Annotated in this window: 12 protein-coding genes; 5 read left to right on the forward strand and 7 right to left on the reverse strand. The window is 70.2% G+C overall.

The genetic code is table 11. The features are described 5' to 3' along the window. The 3 genes from ABT116_RS32570 to ABT116_RS32580 all read left to right on the forward strand — a co-directional run. The coding region (locus ABT116_RS32570) for an MFS transporter (RefSeq protein ID WP_351641148.1) at window positions 1-1,219 on the forward strand (1,219 nt) is incomplete at its 5' end. Window positions 1,220-1,464: 245 nt separating this feature from the next. After that, window positions 1,465-3,231: a glycoside hydrolase family 35 protein gene (locus ABT116_RS32575; RefSeq protein WP_351641150.1), complete on the forward strand. Its 1,767-nt coding sequence runs from the start codon at window positions 1,465-1,467 to the stop codon at window positions 3,229-3,231. Window positions 3,232-3,367: 136 nt separating this feature from the next. Further along, window positions 3,368-4,438 (forward strand): LacI family DNA-binding transcriptional regulator, encoded by a 1,071-nt coding sequence (locus ABT116_RS32580; RefSeq protein ID WP_351641152.1) that lies wholly within the window; start codon window positions 3,368-3,370, stop codon window positions 4,436-4,438. A gap of 10 nt (window positions 4,439-4,448) precedes the next feature. Here ABT116_RS32580 and ABT116_RS32585 read toward each other — a convergent pair whose 3' ends face one another. The 5 genes from ABT116_RS32585 to ABT116_RS32605 form a co-directional block, all read right to left on the reverse strand. Further along, entirely contained in the window at window positions 4,449-6,416 is a 1,968-nt protein-coding gene (locus tag ABT116_RS32585; protein ID WP_351641154.1) for a heavy metal translocating P-type ATPase, read from the reverse strand. Window positions 6,417-6,902: 486 nt separating this feature from the next. Next, the gene (locus ABT116_RS32590; protein WP_351641156.1) at window positions 6,903-7,544 is read right to left on the reverse strand and encodes a maleylpyruvate isomerase N-terminal domain-containing protein; all 642 of its coding nucleotides are present in this window, start codon (window positions 7,542-7,544) and stop codon (window positions 6,903-6,905) included. Between the two features lie 24 nt (window positions 7,545-7,568). Then, a complete protein-coding gene (locus ABT116_RS32595) occupies window positions 7,569-8,120 on the reverse strand; it encodes a TIGR03086 family metal-binding protein (RefSeq protein WP_351641158.1) in 552 nt (183 codons plus the stop codon). After that, window positions 8,101-8,679 carry a hypothetical protein gene (locus ABT116_RS32600; RefSeq protein ID WP_351641160.1) on the reverse strand — a complete coding sequence of 193 codons (579 nt, stop codon included), beginning with the start codon at window positions 8,677-8,679 and terminating at the stop codon, window positions 8,101-8,103. Before ABT116_RS32600 ends, ABT116_RS32595 begins: the two co-directional genes overlap by 20 nt. Window positions 8,680-8,960: 281 nt before the next feature. Then, a complete protein-coding gene (locus ABT116_RS32605) occupies window positions 8,961-9,665 on the reverse strand; it encodes a helix-turn-helix transcriptional regulator (RefSeq protein WP_351641162.1) in 705 nt (234 codons plus the stop codon). Between the two features lie 83 nt (window positions 9,666-9,748). Here ABT116_RS32605 and ABT116_RS32610 point away from each other — a divergent pair, with 83 nt between their 5' ends. Then, on the forward strand, window positions 9,749-10,186 hold the full coding sequence (locus tag ABT116_RS32610; protein ID WP_351641164.1) for a hypothetical protein: 438 nt from the start codon (window positions 9,749-9,751) through the stop codon (window positions 10,184-10,186). A gap of 192 nt (window positions 10,187-10,378) precedes the next feature. On the opposite strand, the gene ABT116_RS32615 is transcribed toward ABT116_RS32610, so the two are convergent. Then, window positions 10,379-11,263 (reverse strand): hypothetical protein, encoded by an 885-nt coding sequence (locus ABT116_RS32615; protein ID WP_351641170.1) that lies wholly within the window; start codon window positions 11,261-11,263, stop codon window positions 10,379-10,381. A 130-nt stretch (window positions 11,264-11,393) separates the two neighbouring features. On the opposite strand from ABT116_RS32615, the gene ABT116_RS32620 reads away from it, so the two are divergent. Next, the gene (locus ABT116_RS32620) at window positions 11,394-11,990 is read left to right on the forward strand and encodes a hypothetical protein (protein ID WP_351641166.1); all 597 of its coding nucleotides are present in this window, start codon (window positions 11,394-11,396) and stop codon (window positions 11,988-11,990) included. 48 nt (window positions 11,991-12,038) lie between these two features. On the opposite strand, the gene ABT116_RS32625 is transcribed toward ABT116_RS32620, so the two are convergent. Further along, window positions 12,039-12,710 (reverse strand): aldehyde dehydrogenase family protein (locus ABT116_RS32625; RefSeq protein ID WP_351641168.1); only part of this gene is annotated, 672 nt, incomplete at its 5' end.

Here is a 12,710-nt window from a genome sequence, read left to right on the forward strand (position 1 = left end):
GATCTACGGCGCCTCCGCCGCGTTGGTCTTTGCGCCGCTGTTCTTTTCGGGCGCAGACCCCGCGCTGGCGACAATTCTTTCCTTCGCCACCTTCGCTGTCGGCTTCCTGGCGCGGCCACTCGGCGGTGTTGTGATGGGCCACTTCGGCGACCGCATCGGACGCAAATCCATGTTGGTCACCTCGTTGATGCTGATGGGCTGCGCCACCGTTGCCATCGGCCTGCTACCCAACTACGCCGCCATCGGCGTCTTTGCCCCCATACTCCTGGTGGCTTTGCGATTCGTTCAGGGACTCGGCGTCGGCGGCGAGTGGGGCGGCGCAGTTCTGGTCGCCACCGAAAACGCACCGGAGGGCAAGAAGGGGCTGTACGGCAGCGCACCACAAATCGGTGTTCCCGCAGGCGTACTGGTGGCCAATCTCGTCTACCTCCCCCTCGCCGCCTTCATGGACGACGATGCATTCAACTCCTGGGGATGGCGAATCCCGTTCCTGCTCAGCGCAGTTCTGGTGGGCGTTGCGATGTGGATCCGTCTCGGCCTCGAGGAAAGTGACGAGTTCACCGCGTCGAAGTCCGAAGCACCGGCGGAGTCCATGCCGATTCTCGAGGTTCTCACCAGACACTGGAAGACAGTGCTCCTCGCCGGCGGAACCTTCATCGCCACCAACGGAATTGCGTACGCGTACATGGTGTACGTCCTCAAGTACGGCGAGACCGAACTCGGCTTCGGCAAAACCACGATGCTCTTCCTCCTCATCGCATCCTGCCCGTTCTGGATGGCGGGAATGGCTTTCAGCGCTCACAAGTCGGACACTCTCGGACGCCGAACCGTCTACATCCGCAGTTCGACCGCGCTGGTAGTGGCGGCAGCGGTGTTCTTTCCGCTGATCGACACGGCGATCGTCCCGGTGATGCTCGTATCGATGATCGCCCTCGGCTTCACGCTCGGCTGCTGCGCCGGGCCACAAGCGGCACTGTTCGCCGAGTTGTTCCCCGCACATATCCGCTACAGCGGAGCGTCACTCGGATACCAGATCGGCGCAATCCTCGGCGGCGGTCTGGCCCCGATGATCGCCACTGCGCTCTACGCCGCCATCGACACCTCGTTCGCCATCACCGTCTACTTCGTGATCATTGCCGTGATCAGCCTGGTTTCCATCCTGCTACTCCCGGAACCTCAACTGATCCCGAAAACCACTGCCGCACAGAAAGCCTCGTGACCATGTCGACCTACTTTCATCCGAAGAAGTACGCACCCGAGGATTTCGCTTCCACGGTGCCTTCGGCCGACGCACTTCCCGTCGTGATCGTCGGAGCCGGCCCCGTCGGCATGGGTGCGGCGTATCGGCGCTCTGCCTGTCCGCCACGCTCTGGCTGATCCGCGCCACCCGCTCCCGCTGACCGTACTCCCGCCTCCCCAGACCGGCTGACCGCACTCCCGCCCCTCCAGAAGGGAAGCTCCCGCATGCCCGCCCTGACGACGACGTCCGACGGATTTCTGCTGCACGGCGAGCCGTTCCGGATCATCTCCGGCGCGCTGCACTACTTCCGCGTCCACCCCGAGCTGTGGTCCGACCGGCTGCGCAAGGCGCGGCTGATGGGGCTCAACACGGTGGAGACGTACATCCCGTGGAACCACCACCAGCCCGGCCCCGAGGGCCCTCTCGTCCTCGACGGCTTCCTCGACCTGCCCCGGTTCCTCCGGCTCGCGCAGGACGAGGGGCTGCGGGTGCTGCTGCGTCCGGGGCCGTTCATCTGCGCCGAGTGGGACGGCGGCGGCCTGCCCGACTGGCTGACCTCCGACCCGGACATCCGGCTGCGCACCAGCGATCCCCGCTTCACCGGGGCCGTCGACCGCTACCTCGACCTGCTGCTGCCCGCGCTCCGCCCGCACCTGGCGGCGGCGGGCGGTCCCGTCATCGCCGTACAGGTGGAGAACGAGTACGGGGCCTACGGCGACGACGGCGCCTATCTGAAGCACCTCGCCGACGCCTTCCGCTCCCGCGGCGTCGAAGAGCTGCTGTTCACCTGCGACCAGGCCGACCCCGAGCACCTGGCCGCGGGAAGCCTGCCGGGCGTGCTGACGGCCAGTACCTTCGGGAGCCGTGTCCAGCGGTCCCTGGCCCGGCTGCGCGAGCACCGGCCCGAAGACCCGCTGTTCTGCGCCGAGTTCTGGATCGGCTGGTTCGACCACTGGGGCGGCCCCCACCACGTGCGGGACGCCGCCGACGCCGCCGCGGACCTGGACCGGCTGCTGTCCGCCGGGGCGTCGGTGAACATCTACATGTTCCACGGCGGCACCAACTTCGGCTTCACCAACGGCGCCAACCACAAGCACGCCTACACACCCACCGTCACGTCCTACGACTACGACGCCGCGCTCACCGAGTGCGGCGACCCGGGCCCGAAGTACCACGCCTTCCGCGAGGTCATCGCCCGCCACGCCACCGTGCCCGACGAGCCCGTCCCGTCCCCGAGTGCCAAACTTCCGCCCACCCCGGTCGAGTTGAGCAGCCGTGCGCCTCTCCTGCCCCTGGCCGGCTCGCTCGCGGCGGCCGTGCGCGCCGACACGCCTGTGACCATGGACGAGCTCGGGCAGCGCACCGGCTACGCGCTCTACCGCACCACCCTCCCGACCGACGGCGACGGCCTGCTGCACTTCGCCCGCGGGGTCGGCGACCGCGCCCAGGTCTTCGTCGACGGCGCGCCGGCGGGCGTGCTGGAGAGCGAACGCCACGACGAGTCGCTGCCCGTGCGGGTGCCGCGCCCCGGGGCGACGCTGGAGGTGCTCGTCGAGAACATGGGCGGCGTCAACTACGGCCCCCGCATCGGCGCGCCCAAGGGCCTGCTGGGACCCGTGTCCCTCAACGGCACGCACCTGACGGGCTGGGACTGCCATCCGCTGCCGCTCGGCGACCTGGACGCGGTGCCGTTCGTCCCGGCCGGAGAGGCTCCGGTCACCGTGCCGGCCTTCCACCGCGGCACCTTCGACGTCGACACCCCCGCCGACGCCTTCCTCTCCCTGCCCGGCTGGTCGAAGGGACAGGCCTGGGTGAACGGCTTCCACCTGGGCCGCTACTGGAACCGCGGCCCGCAGCGCACGCTGTACGTGCCGGCCCCGGTCCTGCGCCCGGGCACCAACGACCTCGTCCTGCTGGAGCTGCACGGCACGACGGCCGCCCGCGCCCGGCTCACCGACACCCCCGACCTCGGCCCGGAGAACACCTGGTGAGGCACGCCGAGCGGTCCCTCGCCCGCCGCCGGACGATTCGGCCCGGCCGAGGACCCCGCGGGTACCGCCCGGCCTATGCTGTGCTCCTGCCGGGCGGGTTCAGGACCGCCGTGCCGACATCGAGGAATCATCCGCCATGACACCGAGCGCCCCCGAAGGCCCTGTTGCCAAGGTTCGCAGCAGGCGCAACTTCGCGGGGGCGCGGCCGGTGATGGCCGACGTGGCCCGGATGGCCGGGGTCTCCAAGCAGACGGTCTCGCGGGTGCTCAACGACCATCCGGCCGTCCGGACGGAGACCCGCGAGGCGGTCCTGGCCGCCATGCGCACCCTCGGCTACCGGCCCAGCCGCAGTGCGCGGTCCCTGGCGAGCGGCAGGACCCGGATGCTCGGGGTCATCTCCTTCGACGCCGCGCGGTACGGGCCCGCCTCGATTCTCATGGCGATCAACACGGCGGCCCAGGAGGCCGGTTACCTCGTCAGCTCCATCGCCCTCGACACCGCCGACCACGACACCGTCGTCGAGGCCGTGAACCGGCTGTCGGCCGAGGGCGCGGACGGCGTGATCGCGATCGCCCCCCAGTTGTGGGTGGGCCGGGCACTGGCGGAGGCGACCGATCTGGGCACTCCCCTGGTGGTGCTGGAGAACGCGCTCGACGACGAGACGTCCCTGGTCACCGGCGATTCCCGCACCGGCGCCCGCAAGGCCACCGAGCATCTCCTCGGCCTCGGCCACGCCACCGTGTGGCACGTCGCGGGCCCCACGGGCTGGACCTCCGCCGACCACCGGCTGACGAGCTGGCAGGCGACGCTCCGGGCGGCCGGTGCCACCGTTCCGGACCCCCTCGTCGGGGACTGGAGCGCGGGCTCCGGCTACGACCTGGGCCGTCGGCTGGCCCGGCGCCCGGAGGTGACGGCGGTGTTCGCCTCCAACGACCAGATGGCGCTCGGCCTGCTGCACGCCCTGCACGAGTGCGGGCGGTCCGTCCCCGGGGACGTCAGCGTCGTCGGTTACGACGACATCCCCGAGGCCGCGCATTTCCTGCCGCCGCTGACCACCGTCCGCACCGACTTCGCGGAGATCGGCACCCGTTCGCTGCGGCTCCTCGTCGACCGCATCGACGGCCCGGGCGAGCGGCCCCGCGTCGACACCCTCGTGCCCGTGGACCTCGTGGTGCGGGCGAGCAGCGCTCCCCCGCCGGAGCGCTGACTCGCTTTCGTCAGCCGTCTCCCCCGGCGGCGGCCCGCTGCCAGGCGCCCTCCCTCAGCAGCCGCAGCCCGTTCAGGCCGACCAGGACCGTCGAGCCCTCGTGGCCCGCGACGCCCAGCGGCAGCGGCAGGTCACCGGCCAGGTCCCAGACGACGAGGCCGGTGATGAACACCCCGGCGATCACGAGGTTCTGCACGACGAGGCGGCGGGCGCGGCGGGACAGGGCGATCGTGGCGGGAACCGCGGCGAGTTCGTCGCGCACGATGACGGCGTCCGCGGTCTCCAGGGCCAGGTCGGAGCCGGCCCGGCCCATGGCGATGCCGGTGTGCGCGGCGGCCAGCGCGGGAGCGTCGTTGACGCCGTCGCCGACGACCAGGACCTTGCGGCCCGCGCTCTCCATCTCCTTGACGGCCGCCAGCTTGTCCTGCGGCAGCAGTTCGGCGCGCACGTCGTCGATGCCGGCTTCCGCCGCGAGGTGCGCGGCGGCGCGGGGGTTGTCGCCGGTGAGGAGCACCGGCGCGCTGCCGGTGAGCCGGGCGAGGGAGGCGACCGTGGCGGCGGCGTCCGGGCGCAGCCGGTCGGCGATGCCGAGCAGTCCGGCGGGGGTGCCGTCGACGACGACCAGGACGGCGGTGCGGCCGGACTCCTCCAGTTCCGCGGCCGTGCCCACGGCGTCGTCCGCCAGCCGGGCCGGTGCGCCGACCTCGACCGTACGGCCGCCGACGACGGCGGTGACTCCCACGCCGGGCGCGGAGGTGAAGTCCTGCGCGTCGGGCAGGACGAGGCCGCGCTCGCGGGCCGCGTCCACGACCGCCCGGGCCAGCGGATGCTCACTGGGCCGCTCGGCGGCTGCCGCCAGCGTCAGCAACTCCGCCTCGTCCAGGCCGCATCCGGGCAGCGGCCGGACGTCGGTGACACGGGGGCTGCCCTCGGTGAGCGTGCCGGTCTTGTCCAGGGCCACGGCGTCCACCTGGCCGAGCCGCTCCATCACCACGGCCGACTTCACCAGCACGCCGTGCCGTCCGGCGTTGGCGATGGCCGACAGCAGGGGCGGCATGGTGGCCAGTACGACCGCACACGGAGAGGCCACGATCATGAAGGTCATGGCGCGCAGCAGTGCGTCGGTGAGCTGGGCCCCGAAGGCGAGCGGGACCAGGAAGACGGCCAGGGTCGCGGCCACCATGCCCAGCGAGTAGCGCTGTTCGACCTTCTCGATGAACAGTTGCGTGGGCGCCTTCGTCTCGGACGCCTCCTGCACCATGCGGACGATCCGGGCGATCACCGAGTCGGACGCGTCGCGTTCGACCCGGATCCGCAGGGCGCCGGTGCCGTTGAGGGTGCCCGCGAAGACCTCGTCGCCGGGCTCCTTCGCCACGGGCAGCGGCTCGCCGGTGATGGTCGCCTGATCCACCTCGCTCGCCCCGTCCAGCACCCGGCCGTCGGCGCCGACACGCTCCCCGGGGCGCACGAGGACGGTGTCGCCGACCTCCAGCTCCTCGACGGGGACGGCCTGCTCAGCGCCGTCCGGGCTCAGCCGGGTGGCGGTGGCGGGGGCCAGGTCGAGCAGGCCGCGTACGGAGTCGGCGGTGCGGGCCGTGGCCAGGGCCTCCAACGCGCCCGAGGTGGCGAAGATGACGATGAGCAGGGCACCGTCCATGACCTGCCCGATCGCGGCCGCGCCCAGTGCGGCGACGACCATCAGCAGGTCGACGTCGAGGGTGCGGTCCTTCAGCGCCTTGAGCCCCTCCCACCCCGGTTCCCAGCCCCCCGTGACGTACGACAGGGCGTACAGCGGCCCCCACGCCCAGGCCGGGGCGCCGGTCAACTGCAGGGGCAGCGCGAGCAGGAAGAGGGCGGTGGCCGCGGCGGCCCAGCGCGCCTCGGGGAGCGCGAGGACACGGGTACGCCGCCGGGCCACCGCTCCGGCGCGTGCGGGCTTCGCCCGTTCGACCGGCTGAGGCGCGAGCGTGGAGGTCATCAGGGGTCCTTCTGGCGGGGTCGCTTGGCCACCCACCATACAGGAACACATGAAGACTCATTCATACCTTCATACGCTCGCTCCCGGAGCAGGTCGTCGGGGTTTGTTCCTGACGTGAAACCGGCCGGGGTGTCGGTCACGGTGTGCCTCCACGCCCCGGCCAGCGGTTCGGACTCCTGGTCGTGGACAAGGAAGCTGCGGTGATCGTGAGACAGCTGTGCTGTCGGTGGCGGTGATGCGGACGCGGGAAGTTGCCACCGCTGTCGGCCCCGTCGCCGGCCCTTGGGGCCTGTAGCTGCCGTGTCCGATTCAGCGGGGTCGGGGAACCACGGGGCTGAGCACAAGCCGCGTAAGACGAAGGCCCCTCACCAATCACCTGGTCAGGGGCCGTCTCACCCGGTCGTGGTTGCGACTCCGCCGACGCCACGTCGTGGAGAATCCTCGAACCCTCGCATGGGCTCAGGACGTGCGGCACCGCAAGGCGAACTACAGCACCCGCAGGACCTGGTCAACGTCGCGCTCGCGCCTGGCCAGCGCATGCAACACGGCCCTGTCCCCGTGCCGGTCCCGGGCGGCCGCGACGAGGACGTCAACCGCGATGGCGACCGCAGCGTCGGGCGCCCGGCAATCACTGCCCACGCTGAGTGCGAGGTCTTCGATGTGCACCGCCAACTCGACACAACGAGTCTGTAGGTAGCCATCGAGCAGCATCTCTTCTCCCGGCCGGTGAAGAACCTCCACCCGTCGATCGGCCGGCTCGGCGCTGAGCCGTTGCGTCAGCCGCTCCCACGCCACCCGTGTCTGCTCAGCCACGGCAGCCGGCCCAGCGGCGGCGGTTTCCTCGCTGCGGGTACGCACCCCGACATTCAGCGCCGATTCCGGCGCCGCGGTGCCGACGAGTCGAGCGTAGTACCGCACCGGCGACACCGGTTCTGCGCCGAGCACCTGACCATCGAGGAACCACTCAACCTGCAGGACGCTCCGAGCGAGGTGACCAGCCAGCCCGCCCACAGACATCCCGAGGAGCACGGACTCGGCTTTCCAGCAGCGCGCTACCTGCTCGCCGGCCAGCAGGCCCAGGGCCCTCTCGGCCGCCTGCAGATACACATCCCGTATCCCATCAGTCATGCAGGCATCGTCCCAGAATCAAGATCACGACGGCTGGTGCGTCCACGCCATGGACCGACGGTCAAAGAGGGATCCGCTCACGCCGCCGTGACCCTCCCGGCCCGCTACATGATCAAGGGCCGGGGCGTGCTCGGGTGCGGGCTGCGCCGCGGCGATGGATCCGCCGGCGGTGCGCGGCAGGTCGCCGTAGATCTCCCGGACGACAGGCAGGGCGGCGCGCGCGATGTCGGGCTCCAGGTCGCGGTCGCGGCCGAGCGCGGTCGCGAGGTCCCAGCCATGCACGAGCAGCTCGACGAGCAGTTGCTCGACCACCCGACGGCCGGGGGCGGGGCCGAAGGAGCGATCCACCATGCCCGGTTGCCGGAAGGCATCGCGAGCCTGGGAGGCGGCGGCCTCGAAGGCAGCGATGTGGTTGTCACCAAGGTGGTTCTCGGTGTGGCCCCCAGTGGGAGGTGTGCCCTGAGCCAGGCCGCCCCAGATGATGTTCTCCCACACCAGATGGTCGAGCAGATCCCGTACGGTCCAGTCCTGGCAGGGAGTCGGCAGGCCGAACTGGTCATGCGCCGTTGCGCGCACGAGCGCGCCGACGGTGTCCTGGACACGCGTGAAAGCGTCCAGAACACCGCCAGGGGTCGGTGTCATCCGCGTACAGGGCTTCGAGCCGGGCGTTGCGCGCGCCGGGCGCGGGGTTGGCACGCGGCGCGGTGGTCAGCCATTGCCCCTCCTCGGTGATCCCGGCGGGTGCGGGGCGGCCACCGAGGACGCACAGCAGTTGCCAGAAGCGCTCGACGGCGGGCTCGGCCGCAGCGGTGAGCTGCTCGTTCAAGCGTTTGCGTGCCTCGGCGCCGTCGGAGGTCACGGCGGGGTCGGTGTTCGCGCGGCTGGGCAGCCACGCGGCGACGATGTCCGCGACGACCTGGTCGGCAGCCGGGGAGTCCGCTGCGGTGCCGGCCCGCATCGCCGTGCGGACGCGTGCGGTCCAGGCGTCGGTGAGTGCGCGCATCTCCTCCGCCACGGAGGGGTCCTGCGCTCCCTGCCCATGGCGGGCGGCGTACTCCGCGAGGCGCCGCATGGCGGGACGCAGCTCCCCGTCGGCGACCAGCTCACCCAGTTCCAACCACGCTTCGACCCGCATCCGACCAGTGTCTGACCACTTTCACCGGCAACCCGGTCTGCCGCGCCACGGCCCCGATGCTCCACGTAGGCCGCGACGCATCGTCCATGCGCATGTGCTCCACCTTCGACTCTCCCTTCGTGGGAGAGTCAAGCAGTCTCATGGTCTGCGCAGTAAAGGCCGGATTCACTGCGGCAGAGCCCCGCCGTGATCATTGCACTGCGACAGGCGGAACAGGGTGACGACTCGATTCCCTCGCGGACTCCCGCACCTTGCTGGTCAGGGGCGACGTGATGGTGTCCTCACGACGGGCGCACGCTGCTGGACGGTGAGGAGTCCGGCTCCAGACGGACGCAGCAGTGACCGGGGCTGGGCGCCAGGCATGCCTGGAGGCCGCTTTCGGCGAGCCCGTCCAGCAGGCCGCGGAGCAGGTGGAGGTTCATGCCGCACACCGTCTGGGTGTGCTCGCGGGCGAGCGCGTGGAAGGGACAGTTGCCCAGGACGATGGCATCACCGTCATTGCGGGGTTCGAAGCCGTTCTCTTCCAGCACGGCGAACACATCTGCCTGGCCCGGACCGGCGAGTTGCGCACCCAGCCCGTGGGCCTTTCGGTGCAGAACCGAACGAACCGGCTCACCGGTAAGTTCGGATTCCTCCAGCGCCTGGGCGAGGAGCCGTCCGGCCAGCTCGTAGTGCCGCTCCGGGAGGCTGACGGTGACCTGTTCGGCGGACCGCTTGTAGAGCTTGGCGGGCCGGCCCGCCCCGGGTCCGGTGCGGCCGCTGCGCCGCTCGTAGACGACGTCGAGCAGCGTCGCGTCGGCCAGCCGGTCCAGGTGGAAGGCCGCCGTCTGCCGGGCAAGGCCGAGGGCCTCGGCGGCTTCGTCGCGGCTGACCGGTTCCGGCTGACGCACGACGTGGTCGTAGAGCCGCCTGCGGGTCGGCTCGTCGAGAGCGGCGACGGCGGAAACGTCAGGGCGGAGTACTTCCTTCGAGGGGTCCACGGACACCAGTGTAAAACCAACAGCGATTGACTAAAGAAGGTTTTCGCGCTTCTATCGTTAATGAGAGTTGTCGATAGAAGGAGGGCGTCATGTCGTCCGCAACCACAACCACCACATCCACCGCCTCCCGGCGGCCCGCGCTCAGCGATCCCGGCTACCAGGCGTTCGTCATCCTGCGCACCGGGTTCACCGTGGCGCCGATCCTGTTCGGGCTGGACAAGTTCGCCAACCTGCTCGTGGACTGGCCCACCTACCTCGCCCCGTGGATCAACGACATCGTTCCGGGCAGTGCCCAGGCGGCCATGTACGCGGTCGGAGTGATCGAGATCGTTGCGGGCCTCGTCGTCGCGCTCGCCCCGCGCTTCGGCGGTTGGCTGGTGGCCGGATGGCTCGCCGGGATCATCGTCAACCTGCTGACCATCCCCGGTTACTACGACGTCGCGCTGCGCGACTTCGGCCTGCTGCTCGGCGCGGTGGCCCTCGCCCGGCTCGCCCAGCGCTACGACACCAAACGGCAGTCTTACTGACCAGGCAGCAACCACGGGAGGTGACGAGGCGGGTGGGCCCTCCGTCAGCTCACCCGCTGGGTGTCAAGGAGGTCTGTGTCCGGTCGAGGTGGCCCCGCGTGTAGCGCGGGCGACACCCGCGCCGTGTGGCCGTGTGGCCTTCTACGATCATGTGCATGGATCCTTGATGCCGGTGTCGAGGACTGAGGCGGCCTAGACACCCGTCATCACGTACCACTGTCTGGTTGATGAACCACGCAGGTACAGATGACGGCCTCGTCCTACGGGGCGTGCGTACCGCTTGAGCGGTGCCCCGTTGGGGAGAGTGAGACAGGCTTCCTCGACCAGCAGGGCCTCACTCTCCGTCAGGCGGCAGCAGTGCAGGCGGTCTGACTGACGGTTGCCCCCCAGCATCGTGATGTGTTCGCCGTGCACGGCCATACCCGCGGGAGCGACCACAGGAGTCCTCCGCAGCACAACGACGCCGTTGGTCCGGACCTCGAGCAGCGGGAAGGACGGATAGTAGTCGGCCCACGCGACACCGTCGTCGACGTTGAAGGCGTAGACAGTGTCGATGTATTCGACATCCTTCGGAGGCGAGTACCCCCAGAGGTGGTTACCCCCGCTGTCCCAGCGCACCAGGCCGGCGGCGCTGATCGGGTCGCTGTAGACGCCTTCGTCGCCGTAGGCACTCCATACATGGTGCCGCCGATCTGCCATCAGGTACTCGACCGCACGCCCCATCGCGAAGCTGCGGCGGCGGCGCCCGTCCGTCCCGTAGATCTGGGCGTTCCGGTCTCCGGCAGCACCGTAGCCCTGCACGACGAACCGGCCGTTGGGGAGCGCGTCGAGATGGGTCACCGACAGGCTCACATCCCGCAGGAACTGTTCGCGGACTGCGCCGCCGTCGTCGATGACCAGTAGCGCGTCATACGGACAGCTGCGGGGCTGGGGGGAGGGCCTGCCGAACGAACGTGGGCGGAGTTCCGCATCCAGGCAGATCAACCAGAGGGCCCGGCCCCAGGCGTCCACGGTGGTCGCCAGTACCTTCTGGTGGTCGTACTGCCGAGGCAACAGTGCGTAAGGACGCAGTGCCACCTTCCTCAAGAAATCACCTCACGGGCGAATGAACATGACTCGCCGATGATCGCATCCTCAGAACCCGTCGGCCAGGGTGTGTCAGCGGCAGCCCATAAAGTGCGCTCACCGTCTCGAAGGAGGAACTGCCGTGGGATTCACGGGCCACCTGGTCTTTGCTCGCAGCGACCGCCCCCTGCTGGAGGCTCCCGTGTTCGACAGCCTCCACGAGGAACTCAAGGCGACCGTGCACACCTGGGAGTCTCGGGCGGGCGGCTGGCAGACACTTCAGATCGATTACGGGACATGGGACGACGCGGACCTGCCCGCCCTGGTCGAGTGGAGCAGGGCACCGGCCTGCGTCGCCGACGTCTCCGACAGTTCCCTCGCTCTCGTGACCGGGCTGGACACCACCGGACAGCGCTGGCAGGCATGGCTCAACCTCGACATCGCCGCCAGGCTTCTGGCCGAGGAACCCGAAGACCTCGAAGATCAACTCCTGTGGCTGGAAACGCCTGAATTCCACGAAGCCGTCAGACACAAGCGCGCCGAGCTCGACGCCGAGATACCCACCCACGCCGAGGGCGCCGTTGCCTGGGCCGCAGCCGCCGGCATCCCCGTCACGCCGGAGAGAGCCGGGCTTGAAGAACTGCTTCGCTCACACGAGACCTTCGCAGAAGGCCTCTTCAGCACGCTGCTCGACCAGCTGGGCTTTCCCCAGGCCACTCAAGCCTCACCCGAACCATAGGAAGCCTCGACGCACCTCGACCGCCTCGTCGCCGCGCGGGCCCCGCCCTCATCGCACGGGCACCGCGAGGTACTGGTACTCCAGGAACTCGTCGATCCCGACGCGGCCGCCTTCACGCCCGAGCCCGGACTGCTTGACGCCGCCGAAGGGTGCGGCGGGGTTGGACACGAGACCCGTGTTCAGCCCCACCATGCCCACCTCCAGCCGCTCGCTCACCCGCAGGGCACGGTCCAGGCCCTCGGTGAAGACGTAGCCGACCAGGCCCCAGGGGGTGTCGTTGGCGCGGCGGATCACCTCGTCCTCGTCGTCGAAGGTGAGGATCGCGGCGACCGGGCCGAAGATCTCCGTGTCCATCAGGCGGCTTCCGGGATCGACGTCGGCCAGCACGGTCGGCGGGTAGAAGTTGCCGGGCCCTTCCGGCGTGCGGCCGCCGACCAGCACCTGCGCCCCGCGCTCCACCGCGTCCGCGACGAGGTCCGCGACCTTGGCGCGTCCGGCGGCGTCGATCAGCGGGCCGACGTCGACGCCGTCCCGGGTGCCCGGACCGACGACCAGCGCGCCCATCCGCTCGGCCAGCCGGCGCCCGAACTCCTCAGCCACCGACCGGTGCACGAAGAAGCGGTTCGCGGCCGTGCACGCCTCGCCCATGTTGCGCATCTTGGCGACCATCGCCCCGTCCACGGCCACGTCCAGGTCCGCGTCGTCGAAGACGATGAAGGG

It is taken from the genome of Streptomyces sp. NPDC002130 (assembly GCF_040296465.1).
In the GTDB taxonomy this organism is placed as follows: Bacteria; Actinomycetota; Actinomycetes; order Streptomycetales; family Streptomycetaceae; genus Streptomyces.